Below are 20679 nucleotides of genomic sequence, written 5' to 3' on the forward strand. Positions count from 1 at the left end.
TCCTTTTTTGTCTTTAGATACGCAACGGGGCAGCTTGCGGCTGCCCCGTGTGGTCTTACTTCTGGGCTATTTCCCAGCCGCGATCGGCCAGCAGGCTGGCGCGCTTGCCGACTTCCAGTGCGTCGGCGTTGCTGGCGTTGCCCTGCAATGCGCGGTGGTAAACACCCTGCACAATGGCCGCCAGGCGGAACAGCGAGAAGGCGATGTAGAAGTTCCAGTTGGGGACGTCGGTGCGGCCGGTGTACTGGCAGTACCAGTCCAGCAGTTGCTGCTCTTCCGGCAGGCCGAGTGACTTCAGATCGGCCCCGACCATACCCTTTGCGCCGTCAACGTTGACCGGCATGTGGTAGGGCAGGCAGCAGTAAGCCAGGTCCGACAGCGGATGGCCCAGGGTGGCCAGCTCCCAGTCGAGGATGGATACTACTTTGGACTCGGTCGGGTGCAGCATCAGATTGCCGATGCGGAAGTCGCCGTGGGCGATAGTGGTGCTCTGGTCCGCCGGGATATTCTCTGGCAGCCATTTCATCAGCGCGTCCATCGACGGCATGTCGTGGGTGCGGCTGGCTTCAAACTGGCCGCCCCAGCGTTTCACCTGACGGGCAATGTAGTTGTCGGGCTTGCCGTAGCCTTCCAGGCCAATGGCCCTCCAGTCGGCGTTGTGCATCTTGGCCATGGTTTCAATCATGGACTGATAGATCGGCATGCGCTCTTCCTGCGCGACCTCGGCCAGCAGCGGCTGGGAGTAGACGCGGCCTTCAACGTAATCCATGACGTAGAACGCGGTGCCGATGATCTCCGGGTCTTCACACAGCAGGCGGGCAGTGGGGACGGGCACGTCGGTCTGGCCCAGGGCGTTGATCACCTGGTATTCGCGCTCGACCATGTGCGCGGAGGGCAGCAGTTTTCCCGGTGGCTTTTTGCGCAGTACATAGCGTTTGCCGGCGATGTCCAGCAGGAAGGTCGGGTTGGACTGGCCACCCTGGAACTGCTTTACCTTGATGCCCTGGTTGGCTCCCGGAAGGTAGTCCTGCAGGTAGTTGGCGAGCTTTGCCTCGTCAAACTGGTGGGCAGGCAATACGTCAATCAGGGTCGCTCCGCTCATCTTTGAAGATCCTGTTGTTGATGGTTCTGAAGGGTCAAGTACGGGAAAATAACACGCCAGGGCGATCCCTGGCGTATTGAACAGCCTGATGAATCAGGTGTTATCAGGCAATGGTATCGCCGCCATCGGCGACGATAGTCTGGCCTGTGACGTAGGCTGAAGCGCTGGAGGCCAGGAACAGCGCGACCCCGGCGATATCCACCGGCTCGCCTACGCGGCGCAGCGGCAGCTTCTCTTCTACCTTGCGCAGCCGGTCCGGATCTTCCAGCAGCGCCTGGGCAAAATCGGTGCGGATCAGCCCCGGTGCGATGCTGTTGACGCGGATGCCCTGCGGGCCCCACTCCAGCGACAGATTACGGGCAAGGGCTGCTTCTGCCGCCTTGGACATACCGTAGACACCGATGTTGGCGCTGGCACGCAGCCCGGCAATGCTCGACAGCAGAACGATAGAACCGCCGCTGTGCTCGATCATGTGCGGGATGACCATGTTGCACAGCCAGAAGGTGCCCTTGACGTTGGTGCCCATGATCTTGTCGAAGGCTTCGTCGCTGACCTTGTGGGTCGGACCGTAGACCGGGTTGGTGGCGGCGTTGCAGACCAGCACGTCGATGCGGCCGAAGGCAGCCAGGGTCTCATCCACCAGATTCTGCAGCTGGGCCTTGTCGCCTACGTGGCAGGCAACCGGCAAGGCATCAAAGCCCTGGGCACGCAGCTCGTCGGCTACCTGCTGGCAGGCATCTGCTTTACGACTGGATATCACCACCTTGGCCCCGGCCTTGGCATATTCCTCGGCAATCGACTTACCGATGCCCTTGGTCGAACCAGTGATGATGGCGACTTTACCGGTTAGGTCGAACAAACCGCTCATGGGGGGCTCCTTTGTATTTGTTCTGATTGAGGGGAGGGGGCTGGAAGCTTGAAGCGTGAAGCTGGAAGCCGCAGCCCGGTGTAGGTGGTTGGTTTTTTGTGTGGGGCCTAGAGACGCGTTGGCCCCACACTCATTTCAGCAACTACCTCGAAAACCGTCTTCCAGCCTTCAGCCTCAAGCCTTCAGCCTGCTCGTCCAGCTTCCAGCTTCCAGCTTCCAGCTGATAGCCAATATCAGAGATATTGGCTCATCTCCATCTTCGCAATGGCATTCAGATGCACTTCGTCCGGGCCGTCGGCCAGGCGCAGGGTGCGGGCTTTGGCGTAGGCGGAGGCGAGGAAGGTGTCCTGGCAAACGCCCTTGGCGCCGAAGATCTGAATGGCGCGGTCGATCACGTTGCAGGCCATGGTCGGTGCAACGGCCTTGATCATGGCGATCTGCTGACGGGCGACCTTGTTGCCGTGCAGGTCCATGCTACGCGCGGCGTGCAGGGTCAGCAGGCGGGCCTGGTCGATCTCGCAACGGGAGCGGGCGATCATTTCCGGCACGCTGCCCAGCTTGTACATCGGCTTGCCGAAGGCAACGCGCTCGCCGGCGCGGCGGCACATGGCTTCCAGTGCGCGCTCGGCGATACCGATGCTGCGCATGCAGTGGTGAATGCGGCCCGGGCCAAGGCGACCTTGGGCGATTTCGAAGCCGCGACCTTCACCCAGCAGGATGTTGGAAACCGGGACGCGCACATTGTTGTATTCGATTTCGGCGTGGCCGTGCGGTGCATGGTCATAGCCGAATACGTGCAGGTCGCGCACGATCTTCACGCCGGGGGTGTCCAGCGGGACCAAGATCATGCTTTGTTGCAGGTGCTTGGGTGCATCGGGGTCGGTCTTGCCCATGACGATGGCGATCTTGCAATGCTCGTTCATGGCTCCGGAGGACCACCACTTGGTGCCGTTGATGACGTACTCGTCACCTTCGCGGCGGATCTCGCACTGGATGTTGGTGGCGTCGGAGGAGGCAACGTCAGGCTCGGTCATGGAGAAGCAGGAGCGGATTTCACCGGCCAGCAGGGGCTTGAGCCACTGCTCTTTCTGCTCGTCGTTACCGTAGCGCTCGATGGTTTCCATGTTGCCGGTGTCCGGCGCGTTGCAGTTGAAAACTTCACCGGCAAAGGAGACGCGGCCCATGATTTCACACAGGTGGGCGTACTCTTCGTTGGTCAGGCCGGCGCCGCGCTCGGACTCGGGCAGGAACAGGTTCCACAGGCCCTGGTTGCGGGCTTCTGCTTTCAGTTCTTCCAGGATTGCCGGATGGCCCCATTTGTTCTGTTTTACCTGTTCGTAGAACAGGGCTTCATTGGGGTAAATGTGCTCATCCATAAAGCCTTCGAGCTTGTTTTTAAGGTCTTCTATGCGCGGGCTGAGGTCAAACATGGCTAATCCTTCGATTGGTTGCGGACTGCGGCGAACAGCGCCTTGTGAGCGCGCTGCCGGATAGCGGTGACCATATAGTCATGCCATGCAAAGGAGAACGATGTGTTACTGCCGGCAATAAGCCCGCATAAGTCGGGTTGATTCTGGTGGCGGGGTATTATTCGTCAGCGCGAGACGTCGCCAGCGCGTAAGGCGCGGGCCAGAGCCGGTGGCAGGCGCGCCAGGTCTGCGGGTTCATCCAGATCCCAGAGCGGCTCGCCCTCCCACAGGCTGAGCCCGGCACTTTGCAGGCGCCGGCGGGTGTCGGCCATGACGTTGGCGTGGCTCCACTGCATCTGCTCAAAGGGGGCAGGGTGCGGCTGGCGCTGGCCAATCAGCACGTAGCCGCCGTCTTCGCTGGGGATAATAGCCGTGTCATGCTCAAGTAAGGCCTGGCCAGCAATAGCAATGGCGCGGCTGTCCAGCGCCGGGCAGTCGCTGCCGATCAGCAATGCACCGCCGGGAAAGTCTGCCATGGCGCTCGTCATGCGCGCACCCAGGTCACCCTCTGCCTGCCGCCGCAACGGCAAACCATGCTCAGCGGCCAATGCTCTCAGCTCGGGGTGAGCCGGTTGATCCACATACAAAAACCGCTCTGAAGGCCAGTCGGCAGTCTGTTGCAAGCAGTGCTCCAGCAGCCGCTGATACAACGAACACGCCCCCTCCGCACCCAGCGCCGGAATCAACCGAGTCTTCACCATGCCCGACACCGGGGCTTTGGCAAAGATCAGGAGGGGGCGTCGGCTGGGCATAGGGTCACTGGTAATCATGGGCTCTAGTGGGTTGTTTACAAGTAGCTAGAAGTTAGAAGCTGGAAGCTAAAAGTAGTGTGAGCGGGGTGCAGGTTTGCGAGCTGGCCCTGCGGTCAGCTGCCTTGCCCCGATGTCTGCTCCATTGCACCATGCTTGGCTTCCAGCTTCCAGCTTCCAGCTTCCAGCTTCCAGCTTCCAGCTTCCAGCTTCCAGCTTCCAGCTAGTAGCGCCGCGCGAGTTCCTCCACCGGCGCGCCCCGCCAGTACCGCCAACGCAACCACCACATTAGAACGATAGTGCGCAGGGTGCCGTGGATTTGCCAGCGTCGGCTGGAGGTGGTCAGGGGCGGGCGCAGACAGAGTGGTGGGTTGATTTTGCGCAGGCGTTTGCTTAGTTCGATGTCTTCCATCAGGGGGATCGGCGCGTAGCCGCCCAGTTGTTCGAACAGGGCCCGGCGGACAAAGATCGCCTGATCGCCGGTACATACACCGGTCAGGCGCGAGCGCCAGTTCATCATCCAGGCGACGACATTCAATAGAGGCGATGAGGGGGCCAGCCGCACATCAAAGCGTCCCCACTGGCGGGGTGCGTTGCGGTCTGGAAGCAGGTCGAGAAAGCCCGCAGGCAATTGCGTATCAGCATGCAGAAATAGCAGCCAATCACCTTGGGCCTGGGCCGCACCAGTGTTCATTTGCTGCGCGCGACCGGGGGCGCTATGCAGCACGCGGTCAGCCAGCGGCGTGGCGAGCGCCAGGGTGTCATCACTGCTGCCGCCGTCTACTACGATCAGTTCCAGCTCGCCGCGCAGCGGCTGTAGCGGTGCCAGCGTCGCAACAATATTTGCCGCCTCGTTACGCACCGGGATGATGATCGATAACCTCACCCGCGTCTCCAGGCGTGGAAGCGGGCAACCCATTGCAGCAGCCGTTCGGGTTGATGGGCGCGTTTCCATTCTCCGGCGGCGTACTTGTTGGCTTCGCTCAACGTCGGGTAGCTGTGCACGGTGCCGAGGATCTTGTTCAGGCCCAGGTTGTACTTCATCGCCAGCACGTATTCTGCGATCAACTCGCTCGCGTGGGCGCCGACGATGGTGACGCCGAGGATGCGGTCACGCCCCGGTACGGTCAGCACCTTGACGAAACCTTCTGCTGTTTCATCGGCAATCGCTCGGTCCAGATCATCAATGCCGTAGCGGGTGACCTCGTAATCAATGCTCTGCGCTTGGGCTTCGGTTTCCGACAGCCCCACGCGGGCGACCTCTGGGTCGGTAAAGGTGCAGTGCGGCAGCACCCGGTAATCGGCCTTGAAGCGGCGAAAGGTCCCGAACAGCGCGTTCACGGCGGCGTACCAGGCCTGATGGGATGCTGCGTGGGTGAACTGGTACGGGCCGGTTACATCGCCAACGGCGAAGACGTTGGGGAAGCGGGTGGCGAGGTATTCGTTGGTTTCCAGCGTGCCGTTGTCGTGCAGCGTGAGATCGAGAGTTTCGATACCGTAGCCGCTGGTATTGGCGACCCTGCCGAGGGCGACCAGAACGCAGTCAAATTCGATGTCGACGGTGCTGTCGTCATCGAGCGAGCGACACCGAACGGCCGGAACGCCATCACGCAGTTCGAAGGTCTCGGCCTGATGGCGCAGCCGCAAGTCGACACCGGCGCTGCGCAGGCTGCCCATCACCAGTTCGCTGGCGTCGGCGTCTTCGCGGGGCAGCAGGCGTGCACCGCGTTCGACCTGAATCACTTGTGAGCCGAGCTGTTGAAAGGCCAGTGCCAACTCGCAGCCGATCGGGCCGCCGCCGAGCATCAGCAGGCGGCGCGGTTGCTCGCGCAGGTTCCAGACGGTGTCGGAGGTCACTATGGGCATGTCTTTCAGCCCCGGCAGATCAGGCACGAAGGGGCGAGCGCCGGCAGCAATGATGATATTGCGCGTGCTGATGCTGCGACCGTTCACTTCAACGTGCCAGGGCGAGGTGATGCGCGCCTCGCCGGTGATCACGTCAACGCCCAAACCGGTGTAGCGCTCGACCGAATCATGCGGCTCGATCTGTTTGATCACGCGCTGTACGCGCTCCATCACGGCGGCAAAGTCGACTTGTGCGTCAGCGTGGCTGAAACCCAGCTCTGGCGCTTTGCGCACCTCTGCAGCCAGCCGTGCCGAACGGATCAGCGCCTTGGACGGCACGCAGCCGGTGTTCAGGCAGTCGCCGCCCATGGCGTGCTTCTCGATCAGGCTGACGTCCGCTTTGACTGCCGCGGCGATATAGGCGCTGACCAGTCCGCCGCTGCCGGCGCCGATCACCACCAGGTTGCGGTCAAACTGCTTGGGCTTGTCCCAGCCCTGATAGACGCGGCGTGCCTTGATCACGTCCAGCAGGCGCCGGGCGATCAACGGGAAGATGCCGAGCAGGATGAACGCGCCGAGCAGCCCCGGCGACAGAATGCCCGCCAGCGAGTCGAGCTGACCGAGTTCGCGCCCGGCATTCACATACACCAGTGTGCCGGGCAGCATGCCCAGCTGGCTGACCCACCAGAAGGTACGAGCTGGCAGGCGGGTCAGGCCCATCGCAAGATTGATCAGAAAGAACGGGAAGGCGGGCACCAGACGCAGGGCAAACAGATAGAATGCGCCCTCGCGGTCAATGCCCTGATTGATGCGTTCGAGGCGCGAGCCAAAGCGCTTTTGCACCCAATCCTGCAGCAAAAATCGGCTGATCAGCATGGCCAGAGTCGCCCCGGCGGTGGAGGCAAAGGACACCAGCAGTAACCCCCAGCCAAGGCCGAACAGCGCGCCGCCAATCAGCGTCAGCAATGCAGCGCCGGGCAGCGACAGCGCCGTTACCAGAATGTAGATAAAAACGTACAGCAGGCTTGCGATCAGCGGCTGGGCCAGTACCTGCTGGTTCAGGGCAGCCTGCTGCGCCTTCAGCGCCTCGAGGCTGAGGTGCTGTTGCAGGCCAGAGGCGAAAAAGCCAACGATCAGCGCGGCAACGACGGCGAGCACCAGTAAACGACGCAGGTTCATGACAGCACCTCCATAGCGCAGAGGGTGCTGGCGAGTGTGAAGCCGCTGATGCAGGCGTTCTCGGGTGTCATGTCTGTTCCCTGGTTGATGCGCTGCCAGTAGGACAGCGCAGCGGGCGAGTCGTCAGGCCATTGGCGTTTGAACTCGGCGACAAAGGCGCTTTGGTTGTAGTTGACGGGCAGCGCCTCGACGACCAGCGAGCCCACCTGCGCGCGGTAGATGGCTGATGCGGAAGGGGTTTGCGCGATGCGCGTGATCAGCCCGTAGCGGCCATTGCTGAAGTTTGGCATGCCGGCAGCGCCGTTGTTGATCACCGCCCAGTCACCGGTACTCAGCGCAGCCGGGCTGCAGGTGTGACTGCAGGCCAGCACACGGATGCGCTGCTCGGCAAACCAGTCGGCCAGTTTTTGCTGGCGCTCAGCGCTGCTCAGTTGCGCGTGGTCGCATTGCCAGCCGGCCAGCGACTGCTCGTCTCCATGGGTAATGGCGATGCGCTCTCCGGCAACCTCGGCAACCAGCCAGGCGGGGCGCGTGCCCAGTTGCTCGGCCATGCCGGGCAGGCTGTCGACGGTCTGTTGCAGCTGGTGGTGAATACGGTTGGAGCGCTCGACGGTATCGGCGCTGGTCTGTTCCGGGTAGGCGCAGCCACAGCCAAAATCGTCGCCAACCCGTGCCAGTTCGGTTTCCACATTGCCGCGCAACGGGTGATGGCGTTGCAGACGTTGCTCGATATCGCTGAACACGGCTGGGTCGCAGTCGAACCAGTGCGCGTCGCCATTGAACACAGCGGCTGCGTTGGGTTCGGCGGCCAGCCTGCGCTCGATGGCGTCCAGCGCCTGACGGTTGCCGTAGAGCCCGCCGATCACGTACAGCACATCACACTGCAGGCTGGCGGGGGCGCTGAAGGCGTTGGCGGGCAGGCGATAATCTGCCGGGCAGGTGCGACCTTTACTCATGCTGCTCTGCTGCTCAGGCCGGGCAGCAGATAGCCTGCGGTGCACAGCAGCAGGCCGTACAGGTTGGTGCCCAGCAGCAGGGCGTACTTGCCGTCTCCGATGGCCCAGCTGCCCGGTATCCAGCCCACTGTCAGCGCGACACCCAGGGCCAGGCCGGTCCAGAAGCTCAGATGAAACCCCAGCCGGGTGGGCCGCACCAGACCGTGCAGCAGAAACACCGGTGCCAGGCCAATCACCATGGTGCCGCTGATGGTGGTGGCCTTGAGGATATCTGTGCCGGCCAGCATCGGCAGGTTGCCGAGCAGGGCAAAGATGATCATCGCGGCCATGCCCACGCCGATGGCCTTGTGGCCAAAGTCGCGACCGAGCAGCGCGGGCAGCTCCCGGCCGCTCAGGCGCGCCAGGCTGGAGAAGGTTGAGTCGAGCGTGGAGCCCGCTGCGGAGATCATCACCAGCGTCATCACCACCAGCGCGCCCACCCCGAGGCTTTTTGCCAGGGCAGCAGGCACGTTGCCGCTGGCTTCGATACCGCCAAGGCTGGCGTGCACGCCGATCAGGCTGAAGGCCAGAATCGCCACAAAGCCGAGCACGCCGGCGAGCGTGAACGCGCGCAGCATGGACTTTTCTTCGCTGATAAAGCCGCGGTCGGTCAGTACCGGGTCGTGGAAGGGGTAGCTGACCAGTTGCAGGCAGGCCACCAGAAACAGGTCGACCCCGGCGTTGAGTGCCCAGTGACTGGTGCTGGTCAGCTCGCTGGCGCTGTGATTCGGCAGCACCAGCCCGAGCACCCAGACCAATGCGATAACGAAGATGGCGGCCTGGGCTGCATCGGTCAAAATCGAGCTGCGCAGCCCGCCGCGCAGGCTGTAGATCAGGGTGACTGCAGTAAACAACAGGGCAGAGGCGATAAAGGCCGGGGTGCCGCTGTCACCGTAATAACCGCCGACCACGGCGGTATTGCTCCAGACCTCATTGAACAGGCGAATCAGGATGGCGGCGGAGAAGGCCAGCGCGGCGGCGCGGCCGTAGTTGCTGGTCAGAAAGCTGACCAGGCTGGTTGCCTGAAACCGCCTGCGCAGCCGGTAGATCACCAGGCCGCACAAGGGGATGGACAGCCAATAGGTGGCGTAGGCCAGACCGCCGACCAACCCAAACTCTGCACCCAGGTTGGCGGCATTGGTGACGGATTTGGCGAAGATCCAGCTGATAAAGATGCTGGTGGTCAGCAGCAGTGGGGAGGCCTGGCGGCCCTGGCTGTCTTCACCATTGAAGAAGCCGCCCACGGTGACGGTGCGTGGCGAGAGCCAGTACATCAGGGCGCCGTAGGCGAGCAGAAAACCCCAGAAAAATACGCCGGTCAGCATTTATTGTTGTGTCCTTCTGTCTTCAATTAAGCGTACCGCCACAGCTGGAACCCTGGCCCGCAGTGCAGGCGAAGCAGTGATCCCGCGTGGCGATGGGGTGTTGATTCAGTGGCTGCTCCAGCAGCTCGCGCAGGTGCGGGCGATCAGACGCCAGTACCGGCATGGGCAGGTCGAGCATCTGGTTGAAGTCGCAGTCATACAGGTAGCCGCGCCAGTCCACGCTGACGGTGCCCCGGCACATCACGCCGGCGAGGTTATCTGCACTGAAGTTGTCGCGCAGCAGCTGCATATAGCCCTCAAACTGCCCACGGCTGACCAGGGTGCTGCCAAAGCGCGCAATCGGCTGGTTGGTAATGGTGTGCAGGTGATTGAAGACGATGCCGAAGTCTTCTTTGAGGTGCGCCTTGTAGTCGTTTTCAAGGGCCTGCTGCGGTGGTGGCAGGCTCGGGCCTTGCGGGTTGTAGACCAGGTTCAGCTCAAGGTTGCTGCCCGGCTGGCCGTAGCCCAGCGCGTTGAGTTTGCGCAGGCCGGCGATGCTGCGCTCAAAAACGCCATCACCACGTTGGATGTCGACATTGTCACGGGAATAACAGGGCAGGGAGGCCGATACGGCAACCTGCTCGGCGGCAAGAAACTCAGCCAGATCCTCATGGCCCGGCTCGGACAGGATGGTCAGATTGCAGCGGTCGATAACCTTGATGTCCGCGGCCCTGGCGCGCCTAACCAGCGTGCGGAACTGCGGGTGCATTTCTGGCGCGCCACCGGTCAGGTCCAGGGTATCGACCGGGTGGGCATCAATCACCTCGCACAGCAGCTCAATCAGCTCGGCCGACATACTCTCGGTGCGGGTTGGCCCGGCGTTGACGTGGCAATGCAGGCAGCGCTGGTTGCAGCGGTAGGTCAGGTTGACCTGCAACGTGTCCAGCGCGCCTCGGCGTAGCGGCGGAAAGTCCAGGGTATTGAGCAGGGGCAGGGTATCGCGCACGGTATCTCCTCGTTTGTCGTGTAACAGACTCCCATGAAGCACATCTGTTACATAACTGAACCAAGCCAACTGATTTCAGTCTGGTAGTCTCAGGACCAGAACGCACGCCTTCATAGAGAGAAAACCATGCGAAAACTAGCTTATGCCCTGCTGCTTTGCGCTGCTACCGTGCAGGCGCAAGAGCCTGCCGCCGTCACCCCGCCGCAGCTGGACGAGGCTCAGGTGGCCGCTATTCGCGCTGCTGTGGGCAACAGCGGCCGCACCATCACCAATGTTACTCGCGACGCGTACCGCAACCCTGAGCAGACCCTGACCTTCTTTGGCGTCACGCCGGAGCAAACCGTGGTAGAAGTCTGGCCGGGTGGTGGCTGGTACACCGAGGTACTGGCGCCGCTGCTGCGTGACAAGGGCACGCTGGTCGCTGCGCACTTTGATCCGGAAAGCGACGTCGGCTTTTTCAAGCGCTCGCGCGCGCAGTTTGAAGAAACGCTGGCAGAGCACCCGGAGCGTTACGACCAGGTGCAGCTGACCACGCTCAACTATGATGCCGACACGCCCATCACCGAGCCCGGCTCTGCCGATCGCGTTCTGACCTTCCGCAATGTGCACAACTGGCTGGCGGCGGGTGACGGCAAGGCAGAGGTGATGTTCGACAAGTTTTACGCGGCGCTCAAACCGGGCGGTATGCTGGGCGTGGTAGAGCACCGTGCCAAGGCCGGCACCTCGCTGGAGCAGATGATCGAATCGGGTTATGTCACCGAAGAAAAGGTGCGCGAGCTGGCCAGTAACGCCGGCTTTGAGTTGCTGTCGGTTAGCCCGGCCAACCAAAACCCGCGCGACACCACCGATCACCCCGAGGGTGTCTGGACGCTGCCGCCCACGCTGCGCCTGGGTGATGAGCAACGCGCGCATTATCTGGCCATTGGTGAAAGCGACCGCATGACGCTGCTGTTTATCAAGCCGGAATAACCGTCGGCAGGCGCCACACGGGCACAGCATGCTGTGGCCGTAACTCGTAGTCTTATTCCCCTTTGCTGCGACTCAGCTCGCGCCGATACGCCGTGGGGCTCATATTGGTCCAGCGGCGGAACGCGCGGGTGAAGCTGCTGGGGTCCAGAAAGCCCAGCTCGTAAGCAATGCTGGTCAGCGACATCTGGCCGTCCCCAATCATGCGTATTGCTACCTCGCGTCTTACCTCGTCTGCCAGTTGCTCATAGCTGGTACCTTCCTGGCTCAGCTTGCGGCGCAGGTGGCGCGGGCTGATGTTCAGTGGCTCGGCTACCCGTTCGGCGCTGATATCCCCGGAGCCCAGCAGCAGGTGAATGCGGCGTTTGACCTGCTCGGTCAGAGCGTGGCTGGGCAGGGCGGCTTGCATGGTTTCCAGTGCGTCGATCAGTTTGGGCAGGATAAAGGGGCTGGCACTGGGCAGCGGCTGGCGCGCGAGCTTTTGATCCAGCACCAGGGTGTGCTGCTCGCCGAGCACAAGGTCGTTGCGATGAAACAGGCGTCGGGCGACGCCTTCATCGGCGCAGGCCGGTATGCGCAGTTCCTGCAGCAGGCCCTGGCTGCCGACATCCAGGCGATTGAAGAAGCGGCTGAGATACCCCAGCACGGCATCGGTGTGCTGAGCGTGCGGGGCGCCGACCGGTTGTAGGGTCAAATACAGTCGACCTTCCTCGGCACGGGATACCAGCTTCAACTGAGTGCTGAAGATGCTGAAAAAACGCTCCAGCAGGGCGATGGCATCTTCCATGCGTGCACTGGCTGCGGCCGCCAGGGCCAGGGCGGCGTAGGCGGTAGGCGCAAACACGCGGTGAATACGTAAGCCGAACAACGGGTCTTCAGAAATGCGCACGGCTTCATCCCAGGCGTGGGAGCACAGGCGCTGATCGATAAAACTGGGGTCGCTGCTTTGACTGTCCAGCAGGTGGGCAAGCTGCGAAGAGCTGGCCAGGCTCAGTTCGTACTGGCGTAGCGCCTGCTCGATAGTGGTGACCCAGAAAGCGCTCTCACGAACGTGCGCAAAGTGATCTGAGCTGGAGTTTTCGAGCATCGACTGCATCCTGCCTGGCCATTGTTGTGACAAAAATGAATTTTGTCTTTTATAGCCGCGCAGTATAACGAGAATCTGTTAATGCAGAAGCCCGGCACGAGGTTTCGCACTGCAGAATTGTGTTGCAATCATTGTATTGGCTTTGTAACTGGTGGCCGATCAGGTTGGGTGTACGTTAAGTGTGTGGTGGGTGAGGTGAGTTGCACTGCTTGCACTGTTTGGGTGCTTTCCTGGTAACCTACTGGCTGGCTCTAGGCCGCTATTTTTGTGCTCTGTGGGGTGAAAGTTGGCATTTCCAGTGCGATATTGTGAAGCGCTCCCTATTCTGTGCTTATAGTGTCAATTCATTCTCTGAATGTCCTTTCGGGGCAAACATGTTGGCCGGATCGGACAAGTTATCGATGCTGGCCTCATGACAGACTGCCATGGTCTTGAACGCGCACCCTTCGCGCGAGTTCATGTCACCCAAACGGAGCAGCACAATGACAAAAAAAATGCATGGCTGGTCTCTTGCCGCATTGCCTCTGGCGATTGGCATGGCCACTTTCTCTGGCGCTGCAAACGCAGTTGCTTTCAATATCGGTGAGGTAGAGGCCCAACTGGACTCCCAGCTGTCCATCGGTGCCAGCATGTCCACTCAAGGGGCTGACAAGCGCTTTATCTCTTTGAGCAACGGTGGTGAAGCAGCGTCTCGTACCTCCGATGACGGTCGTCAGAACTATGAAGCTGGCGATGTCTTCTCCAAAATTTTCCGTGGTGTGCACGATCTGGAACTGCGTTACGGTGACTCCGGCGCCTTCTTCCGTGGCAAGTACTGGTACGACTTTGAAACTAAAGACGGCGGCCAGCGTTTCTATGATATTGACGATTCTGGCCGTTCACCTCTAGTGAAGGGCGCGGGTGTCGCACTGCTGGACGCTTTCGTCTATCACAACTACTTCATTGGCAACAATCCGGGCAACGTTCGTCTGGGTCGCCAGGTTGTCAGCTGGGGTGAGTCTACCTTTATCCAAAACTCCATCAACTCCATCAACCCGATTGACGTGGCCGCTCTGCGCCGTCCGGGTGCCGAGCTGAAGGAAGGTCTGCTGCCGGTCGAGATGCTGTACCTCTCCCAGGGCCTGACTGAAAACCTGAGCATGGAAGCCTTCTATCAGCTGAAGTGGGCACCGTATGCGATTGACAACTGCGGCACTTTCTTCGGTTCCGACACTCTGGCGACCGGCTGTAACGATCGCTTGGTCGTTTCTGGGACTGACTTCCCGCAAGGTGACCCCAGACTCCAGAATGGTGCCTACTCGGCGCTGGGTGGATCGAGCTACATCGTGCGAGCGAGCAAAGATAAAGAAGCGCGTGACGATGGCCAGTTTGGTGCCGCCTTACGGTGGTTTGTACCGGAGCTGAACGACTCTGAATTCGGCTTCTATTTCATGAACTATCACAGCCGTTCACCTTATTACTCCAACGTCGCGGGCCGCCTTGCTGGTCCCGCAGCTCTGGTTCAAGCTGGTGCGCTTCCTGGTGGTATTCTGACAATCCCGGGCATGATCGATACCGTCACTGGCGTTGATGGTGTAGAAGGTCCGGCAGGGTACTTCTTTGAGTATCCTGAAGATATTCGCCTCTATGGCGTCAGCTTCCAAACCATGATGGGCAGTGCTTCTGTTTCTGGTGAATTTAGCTTCCGCCCGAATATGCCTATGCAGATCAACACCGGTGATATGAGTCGAACTGCCCTAGTCGCCGCAGGCGTTCCGGTGCCTGGCGTTGGTAATGTCACTGTCCCCGGTAGCGACAACACCCACCGTGATCTGGCCGGTAATGTTCAGCCTGGCGACTACATTGCTGGTTATGAGCGCAAAGAGTTTTACCAGGCTCAGGTAACTTTCGTGAACTTCATCGACCGCGTGATGGGTGCCAGCCGTCTAGCGCTTGTTGGTGAGGCCGGGGTGAACTACATCGCTGGCCTGGGTGATGTTAAGTATGGACGTGACTCTTTGTTCGGTCAGAGCCCGTATGTCGACGGCGACGGCGCATCCACTGGCGCCGGTTCCTGTGCTTCTAACGAGGGTACGGCCGCAGCTGATCGTTCTCCTAACGCTGCTAGCTGGTGTGAGAACGACGGTTTCTACACCGACTGGTCTTGGGGTTATCGCCTGCGTGCATCGCTTGAGTACAGCAACGTTTTCGCTGGCATCAACTTGAGCCCGAACCTGACGTGGTCTCACGACGTTGAAGGTTACGGCCCCAACTTCACCGAAGACGCTAAAGCAATCAGTGTTGGTTTGAATGCTGACTACGGCAACAAGTACAACGCCTCCATCAGCTACACCGACTTCTTCGACGGCAAGTACAACACCGCCGTTGACCGCGACTTCGCTTCCGTCAGCTTCAGCGTAAGCTTCTAAGACTGACCACAGGAGAACAACAATATGCGTATGCAAAAAACTCTCATCGGCGCCGGTGGTCTGGCGTTCAGCCTTCTGGCAACAGGTGTCATGGCTCAAAGCCTGACCCAAGCTGAAATCGATTCTCTGGGTACTACTCTGACGCCGATCGGTGCCGAGAAGGCTGGTAACGCAGCCGGCACCATCCCGGAGTGGACCGGTGGCCTGCCGACTGACGCTGGTCAGTCGCTGCCGAACAACTTCCTGGAAAGCCCTTTCAAGGACGACCAGCCCGAGTTCGTCATTACTGCTCAGAACTACCAGCAGTACAAAGACAACCTGACCCCTGGCCAGGTCGCACTGTTCGAGCGCTATCCGGAAACCTTCAAAATGCCGGTCTACAAGACTGAGCGTAGCGTTGGCTTCCCGCAGTCTGTCTATGACCAGGTCAAGGCAACTGCCGGTCAGGGCAAACTGGTTAACGGTGGTGACGGTATCTCCGGCTTCGCCCACGGCTCCTTTGCCTTCCCGATTCCGAAGTCCGGCGCTGAGGTGGTCTGGAACCACAACACGCGCTACCGCCTGAACATCCACCGCTGGTACATGCAGGCCATGCCGCAAACCAACGGCTCGTTCACGCTGATCAAAATGGAAGAAGAGGTTGGTTACCCGGAGCAGATGTCCGACGTGGACGCCTCGACCATGCCCAACACCCTGCTGTTCTTCAAACAGCGCGTAAACGCGCCGGCTCGTCTGGCGGGTAACGTACTGCTGGTTCACGACAGCCTGGATCAGCTGAAAGAGCCACGCATGGCGTGGGTATACAACGCCGGTCAGCGCCGCGTACGTCGCGCTCCGCAGGTTGCCTACGACGGCCCGGGTACCGCCTCTGACGGTATGCGTACGTCTGACAACTTCTCCATGTACAACGGTGCGCCTGACCGTTACGACTGGACCCTGGTTGGCAAGAAAGAAATCTACATCCCGTACAACAGCGGCAAGCTCACCGAGCCCGGCGTACAGTACGACGACGTACTGCAAGCCGGTCACATCAACCCGGACTTCACTCGCTTCGAGCTACACCGCGTGTGGGAAGTACAGGGTAACGTCAAGGATGGTCAGCGCCACATCTACGCACAGCGTAACTTCTTTGTGGACGAAGACTCCTGGATGATCTCGCTGGCTGACCACTACGATGGTCGTGGCACCCTGTGGCGTGTAGGTGAAGGCCATATCGGCTTCAACTATCAGCAGAAGATTCCGGCCTACTCCATCGAGACCCTGTATGACCTGCTGGCCGGCCGCTACATCGCTCTGGGTATGTACACCGAAGAAAACTCTGCTCCGCAGTATGACTTCGACCCGAGCTACAACCAGTTTACCCCGGCCGCCCTGCGTGCCTCGGGTGTTCGCTGAGTTAGGCTGAGCGCAATGACGCAGGGCTCTGCAAGGCGCCCTGCGGGTACTACCGCAAAACCCCACTTGAGAAATCGAGCGGGGTTTTGTGCTTTCTGCGGCGGTGGCGTGCATTCTGCCGGGTAACCTCTGAGGGCTGAGAGAAGGTGCTGTCTGGTCAGTGTGAGCCTGCTTTGGATAGCCTTGTTATTGATTCAAAAAACAAATGAATGTTCATTCCTATTTGTGCTGGTGTCGTCTTACCATGTCGCTGAACAGGTTGTTTGTCGGCAGGGCATGGATCGATAGGCATAACAACAAGGGATAGAACAATGACAAGAGTATCCACACCATACCGGCTGGCGTTGCTGCCATTGGCGATCAGTCTGGCGTCGACACCCGCGGCCCTGGCTGCCGGATTTCAGTTGGGGACGTGCAGGGCCAGCTCGACTCCGAGCTGTCGATCGGCGTGAGCTGGACCATGGAGGACCCGCTGGACGACTATATACACCCAACCAACGGTGGCGAGGCATCGGCCAGAACCAGTGACGACGGTCACCTGAACTTTGAGAAGGGTGACGTGTTCTCCAACGTCTTCAAGGGTGTGCATGACCTTGAGCTGCGCTACGGCGATTCAGGCATGTTTGTGCGTGGCAAGTACTGGTACGACTTTGAGGCCAAGGACCGTGGCCAGCGCTTTTATGCCATCGACGATGATGGACGTGACCCGCTGCAAAAATCCTCCGGGGTCGCCTTGCTCGATGCCTTTGTTTACCACAACTATTTTATTGGCCAGAACCCGGGCAACATCCGCTTGGGGCGTCAGGTCTTGAGTTGGGGGGAGAGCCTGTTTGTAGGTAACGCCATCAACTCCATTAACCCTATTGATGTGTCCGCCTTCCGTCGCCCGGGCGCGGAGGTCAAAGAGGGGCTGATTCCGGTCGAGATGATCTACTTGTCCAAGGGCCTGACGCAGAACTTGTCTGCCGAGTTGTTCTATCAGCTGAAGTGGGCACCCAGCGTGGTCGACAACTGCGGCACCTTTCTCTCCACCAGCGACGTGCTGGCAAAAGGCTGCAACGACCGCGTGGTGTGCCTGGCCGTCTTGCGGAGGCTGCTGGGGCATAGTGTGTAGGGCGGGCTAAGCAAGGCGTGCCCGCGCCCCGCGTATCCCGTAGCCCGGGCTGCTGGGCAGGCTCTGCTAATCCCTCTTTTGCTTGATCACGCGCCGGGAATGGCCGGCTGCTTGTGCTGGCTGCGGAAGCTGGTGGGGCTCATGCCGGTCCAGCGGCGGAATGCGCGGGTAAAACTGCTGGGGTCAAGAAAACCCAGTTCAAAGGCAATACGCCCAAGGTTCAGCTTACCCTCGCGAATCAGCCGCATGGCGAGTTCCATACGTACCTCATCCAGCAGCTTTTCATAGGTGGTTTGCACTTCGCTGAGCTTGCGGCGCAGGTGGCGCGGGCTCATGTTGAACGGCGTTGCTACCAGCTCTTCAGATACCTCACGCTCGGCAACCAGAACGCGAATCCGCTGTTTTACCTGCTCGGCAAAATCTACGTTGGGCAATTCGCTGAGCATGTCTTCAAGCGAGCTGTCGAGGCGCTTGCGCAAAAAGGCGTCCGCGTTGGGTAGTGCAGTGCGCAGCAGTTGACGGGTAATGCGAAAAGATAGGCGCTTGGCTCCCAAACGTACCCGGTTGCCCAGCAGGGTTTCGCACTGATCCCGGTTGCGCTCATGCTCGCCGGTCAGCCGCGCCTCCAGCATCAGCGAGGCCTTGCCGATGCCCAATGCTTCCCAGATCTTGTTGCATTGGCTCATCACCGCTTCCATGTGCTGCGGATGCGGATTGCCGCGCGGCTGGAAATACAGGGTCAGGTACTGGTCATCCTCTACTGAGTACAGTTGTACCTGGCTGCTGAATACCGGCATGAAGCGGATAACGCGCTGAATCGCATCGCCCAAGGTTTCGCTGGAGGCAGCGGCCAGGGCGAGCAGGGATAAGGTATTGGATTGGTGATGGCGGCCCACCCGCAGGCCAAAGCATTCGTCCTGAGAAAGACGGGCGGCTGCGTTCCAGAGGCGATTAATGTCGCTCTGGCTGATGTGGTTTTGGCTAAGGTCTGCAGCCTTGCAGTGTTGACGCAGATCGCTTGGCAGGTCACGCAGGGACTTGCCGTACAGTTCCAGCCCCTGGGCAATGCTTTGGGCCCAAAAGCAGCGTTCGTTTACACGCTCTGACGAGAGAGATTGAATCTGAGGAGTCATGGGCACTATGCGCCTCGGTTTTATTATTGTTTGTTGACCGCTTACGACCTAAACAATAAAGCAGCGACGGGCATTGTGCAAAATTTTGCAACGGATAATTGCACGTGTTGGATCAGGGGTATTCAGAGCGTGAATGTCCCCAGCGGCCAAAAAACTCGTCCTAATCGGCCAAATCGCCTTCCAATCTCATGACAGACTTGTCCCCGGTGCTAGACGGCTTGCGTCGTCTTGGACCCATGATTCAAATCTAACGGAGCAGCACAATGACAAAAAAAATGCATGCTTGGTCTCTGGCCGCATTGCCGCTGGCAATTGGCCTGGCCAGTTTCTCTGGATCGGCTGGGGCAGTTAACTTCAACATCGGAGACGTCGAGGCCCAACTAGACTCGCAGATCTCCATCGGTATGAGTGTCTCTACCGCTGATGCTGATAAACGGTTTATCCACGTCAATACTGCAGTGAACGGCGACCCGCAAGGTGGCCAGGCTGCCGCTCGGACCAGTGATGACGGGCGCTTGAACTACGAGAAAGGCGATATCTTCTCCAAAATCTTCCGTGGCGTGCATGACCTTGAGCTGCGTTATGGCAACTCCGGTGCTTTTGTACGCGGCAAATACTGGTACGACTTTGAAACCAAAGACGGCAGCCAGGAATTCTATGACATCGACGATTCCGGCCGTCCGCCGCTGGTCAAGGGCGCAGGCGTAGCGCTGCTCGACGCCTTTGTGTACCACAACTACTTCATCGGCAATAACCCGGGTAACATCCGTCTGGGTCGCCAGGTTGTGAGCTGGGGTGAATCCACCTTTATCGGTAACTCTATCAACTCCATCAACCCGATCGACGTGGCTGCCTTCCGTCGTCCGGGCGCCGAGATCAAAGAGGGTCTGCTGCCGGTCGAGATGCTCTATCTCTCCCAGGGCCTGACCGAAAACCTGAGCCTGGAAGCCTTCTACCAGCTCAAGTGGCACCCGTATGCGATTGACAACTGCGGTACCTTCTTCGGTGCTGATACGCTGGCTACTGGTTGTGTTGATCGTCTTGTGGTTGGTGGCGCTGATGCGCCTCAGGGCGACCCAACTCTCAACGGTCGTATTACTGTTCGCGCTCAGAAAGACGTGGAAGCCAAAGACGAGGGGCAGTTTGGCGTAGCGCTGCGCTGGTTTGTGCCGGAGCTTAACGACTCCGAGTTTGGCCTCTATGCAATGAACTACCATAGCCGTACACCGATCTACAGCAACTTTGCCGGCCCACAGGCGGGCCTGGGTGGTTTGGTTGGTGGCGCAGGTTATTTCTTCGAGTATCCAGAGGATATTCGCCTCTATGGTCTGAGCTTCCAGACATCTATTGCTGGCACCTCTCTCGGCGGTGAAGTTAGCTATCGCCCGAATATGCCGATGCAAATAACCACGGGCAGTGTAAGTGTTGCCGGTTTGACTAGCAGCGGTTCTTGGATCGGTCGCAATGATGTTTACGCACCTGGCGATTACATTCAGGGTTATGACCGTAAGGGAATGTTCCAGGCTCAAGTAACTGCGATCAAGTTCATCGAACGCGTCCTGGGTGCCAGCCGCCTGGCGTTGGTGGGTGAGGTTGGCTACAACCACATCGAGGGCATTGGCAGTGACCCGGGCGATACATTCTATGGTCGAGATTCGCTGTTTGGTCAGAGCCCTCTGGCAAACGGTACCTGTCCGCTGTCGCAAGGTGTTGGTCGCGGAGCCAGCTGGTGTGAAACCGATGGTTTCTACACTAGTGACTCTTGGGGTTACCGTATGCGTGCGTCGCTGGACTACAGCAACGTTATCGCCGGTATCAACCTGAGCCCGAGCGTGTCCTGGTCGCATGACGTTGAAGGTTACGGTCCGAACTTCAATGAAGACGCCAAGGCCGTCAGTCTCGCTCTGAACGCCGACTACGCCAACAAGTACAACGCCAGCCTGAGCTACACCAACTTCTTTGATGGCAAGTACAACACCGCAGTTGACCGCGACTTCGCGGCCGTCAGCTTCAGCGTAAGCTTCTGATCTGGCTGACCATAAGGAGAAATAACAATATG

General features: G+C 59.8%; 15 protein-coding genes and 1 pseudogene. 5 read left to right on the forward strand and 11 right to left on the reverse strand.

The annotated features are described in order from the left end of the window. Positions 1-55: 55 nt before the first annotated feature. The 9 genes from BM116_RS13310 to arsS all read right to left on the reverse strand — a co-directional run bounded on the left by BM116_RS13310 (position 56) and on the right by arsS (position 10517). Positions 56-1102, reverse strand: a complete 1047-nt coding sequence (locus BM116_RS13310) for a phosphotransferase (protein WP_083727060.1) — start codon at positions 1100-1102, stop codon at positions 56-58. 103 nt (positions 1103-1205) lie between these two features. Further along, the gene (locus tag BM116_RS13315; protein ID WP_083727062.1) at positions 1206-1970 is read right to left on the reverse strand and encodes an SDR family NAD(P)-dependent oxidoreductase; all 765 of its coding nucleotides are present in this window, start codon (positions 1968-1970) and stop codon (positions 1206-1208) included. 233 nt (positions 1971-2203) lie between these two features. Beyond that, positions 2204-3400, reverse strand: a complete 1197-nt coding sequence (locus BM116_RS13320) for an acyl-CoA dehydrogenase family protein (protein WP_083727064.1) — start codon at positions 3398-3400, stop codon at positions 2204-2206. A gap of 164 nt (positions 3401-3564) precedes the next feature. Further along, positions 3565-4209: a TIGR04282 family arsenosugar biosynthesis glycosyltransferase gene (locus BM116_RS13325; RefSeq protein WP_083727066.1), complete on the reverse strand. Its 645-nt coding sequence runs from the start codon at positions 4207-4209 to the stop codon at positions 3565-3567. A gap of 202 nt (positions 4210-4411) precedes the next feature. Beyond that, on the reverse strand, positions 4412-5074 hold the full coding sequence (locus BM116_RS13330) for a TIGR04283 family arsenosugar biosynthesis glycosyltransferase (RefSeq protein ID WP_235846759.1): 663 nt from the start codon (positions 5072-5074) through the stop codon (positions 4412-4414). Beyond that, positions 5071-7212, reverse strand: a complete 2142-nt coding sequence (locus BM116_RS13335; protein ID WP_083727070.1) for a dihydrolipoyl dehydrogenase family protein — start codon at positions 7210-7212, stop codon at positions 5071-5073. Before BM116_RS13335 ends, BM116_RS13330 begins: the two co-directional genes overlap by 4 nt. Further along, positions 7209-8168: a hypothetical protein gene (locus BM116_RS13340; RefSeq protein ID WP_083727072.1), complete on the reverse strand. Its 960-nt coding sequence runs from the start codon at positions 8166-8168 to the stop codon at positions 7209-7211. The genes BM116_RS13335 and BM116_RS13340 overlap by 4 nt, the downstream gene beginning before the upstream one ends. Then, the gene (locus BM116_RS13345; protein ID WP_083727074.1) at positions 8165-9532 is read right to left on the reverse strand and encodes an SLC5/6 family protein; all 1368 of its coding nucleotides are present in this window, start codon (positions 9530-9532) and stop codon (positions 8165-8167) included. Before BM116_RS13345 ends, BM116_RS13340 begins: the two co-directional genes overlap by 4 nt. Positions 9533-9554: 22 nt before the next feature. Then, positions 9555-10517 carry an arsenosugar biosynthesis radical SAM (seleno)protein ArsS gene (gene arsS / locus BM116_RS13350; RefSeq protein ID WP_090475207.1) on the reverse strand — a complete coding sequence of 321 codons (963 nt, stop codon included), beginning with the start codon at positions 10515-10517 and terminating at the stop codon, positions 9555-9557. A gap of 126 nt (positions 10518-10643) precedes the next feature. Here arsS and BM116_RS13355 point away from each other — a divergent pair, with 126 nt between their 5' ends. Next, positions 10644-11486, forward strand: coding sequence for a class I SAM-dependent methyltransferase (locus BM116_RS13355; RefSeq protein WP_083728606.1), 843 nt, complete (start codon positions 10644-10646; stop codon positions 11484-11486). Between the two features lie 52 nt (positions 11487-11538). On the opposite strand, the gene BM116_RS13360 is transcribed toward BM116_RS13355, so the two are convergent. Next, entirely contained in the window at positions 11539-12570 is a 1032-nt protein-coding gene (locus BM116_RS13360) for a helix-turn-helix transcriptional regulator (protein WP_169847313.1), read from the reverse strand. A gap of 482 nt (positions 12571-13052) precedes the next feature. On the opposite strand from BM116_RS13360, the gene BM116_RS13365 reads away from it, so the two are divergent. From BM116_RS13365 to BM116_RS13375, 3 genes and pseudogenes are all read left to right on the forward strand, one after another. Further along, complete coding sequence (locus BM116_RS13365) at positions 13053-14978, forward strand: DUF1302 domain-containing protein (protein ID WP_083728604.1); 1926 nt, start codon at positions 13053-13055, stop codon at positions 14976-14978. 30 nt (positions 14979-15008) lie between these two features. Next, positions 15009-16373, forward strand: coding sequence for a DUF1329 domain-containing protein (locus tag BM116_RS13370; RefSeq protein ID WP_083728608.1), 1365 nt, complete (start codon positions 15009-15011; stop codon positions 16371-16373). Positions 16374-16684: 311 nt separating this feature from the next. Further along, positions 16685-17475, forward strand: a pseudogene (locus tag BM116_RS13375) (DUF1302 domain-containing protein); the annotation flags it as partial. A gap of 98 nt (positions 17476-17573) precedes the next feature. On the opposite strand, the gene BM116_RS13380 reads toward BM116_RS13375, so the two are convergent. Next, entirely contained in the window at positions 17574-18620 is a 1047-nt protein-coding gene (locus BM116_RS13380; protein ID WP_083728602.1) for an AraC family transcriptional regulator, read from the reverse strand. A gap of 275 nt (positions 18621-18895) precedes the next feature. Here BM116_RS13380 and BM116_RS13385 point away from each other — a divergent pair, with 275 nt between their 5' ends. After that, complete coding sequence (locus tag BM116_RS13385; protein ID WP_235846761.1) at positions 18896-20647, forward strand: DUF1302 domain-containing protein; 1752 nt, start codon at positions 18896-18898, stop codon at positions 20645-20647. Positions 20648-20679 lie beyond the last annotated feature (32 nt).

The organism is Halopseudomonas pachastrellae (assembly GCF_900114765.1).
GTDB lineage: Bacteria > Pseudomonadota > Gammaproteobacteria > Pseudomonadales > Pseudomonadaceae > Halopseudomonas > Halopseudomonas pachastrellae.

Excerpts from the sequence above, each read along its gene's own strand:
- BM116_RS13310 (WP_083727060.1), bottom strand. The coding sequence starts at position 1,102 with ATGAGCGGAGCGACCCTGATTGACGTATTGCCTGCCCACCAGTTTGAC.
- BM116_RS13315 (WP_083727062.1), bottom strand. The coding sequence starts at position 1,970 with ATGAGCGGTTTGTTCGACCTAACCGGTAAAGTCGCCATCATCACTGGT.
- BM116_RS13320 (WP_083727064.1), bottom strand. The coding sequence starts at position 3,400 with ATGTTTGACCTCAGCCCGCGCATAGAAGACCTTAAAAACAAGCTCGAA.
- BM116_RS13325 (WP_083727066.1), bottom strand. The coding sequence starts at position 4,209 with ATGATTACCAGTGACCCTATGCCCAGCCGACGCCCCCTCCTGATCTTT.
- BM116_RS13335 (WP_083727070.1), bottom strand. The coding sequence starts at position 7,212 with ATGAACCTGCGTCGTTTACTGGTGCTCGCCGTCGTTGCCGCGCTGATC.
- BM116_RS13340 (WP_083727072.1), bottom strand. The coding sequence starts at position 8,168 with ATGAGTAAAGGTCGCACCTGCCCGGCAGATTATCGCCTGCCCGCCAAC.
- BM116_RS13345 (WP_083727074.1), bottom strand. The coding sequence starts at position 9,532 with ATGCTGACCGGCGTATTTTTCTGGGGTTTTCTGCTCGCCTACGGCGCC.
- BM116_RS13355 (WP_083728606.1), top strand. The coding sequence starts at position 10,644 with ATGCGAAAACTAGCTTATGCCCTGCTGCTTTGCGCTGCTACCGTGCAG.
- BM116_RS13360 (WP_169847313.1), bottom strand. The coding sequence starts at position 12,570 with ATGCTCGAAAACTCCAGCTCAGATCACTTTGCGCACGTTCGTGAGAGC.
- BM116_RS13365 (WP_083728604.1), top strand. The coding sequence starts at position 13,053 with ATGACAAAAAAAATGCATGGCTGGTCTCTTGCCGCATTGCCTCTGGCG.
- BM116_RS13370 (WP_083728608.1), top strand. The coding sequence starts at position 15,009 with ATGCAAAAAACTCTCATCGGCGCCGGTGGTCTGGCGTTCAGCCTTCTG.
- BM116_RS13380 (WP_083728602.1), bottom strand. The coding sequence starts at position 18,620 with ATGACTCCTCAGATTCAATCTCTCTCGTCAGAGCGTGTAAACGAACGC.
- BM116_RS13385 (WP_235846761.1), top strand. The coding sequence starts at position 18,896 with ATGCATGCTTGGTCTCTGGCCGCATTGCCGCTGGCAATTGGCCTGGCC.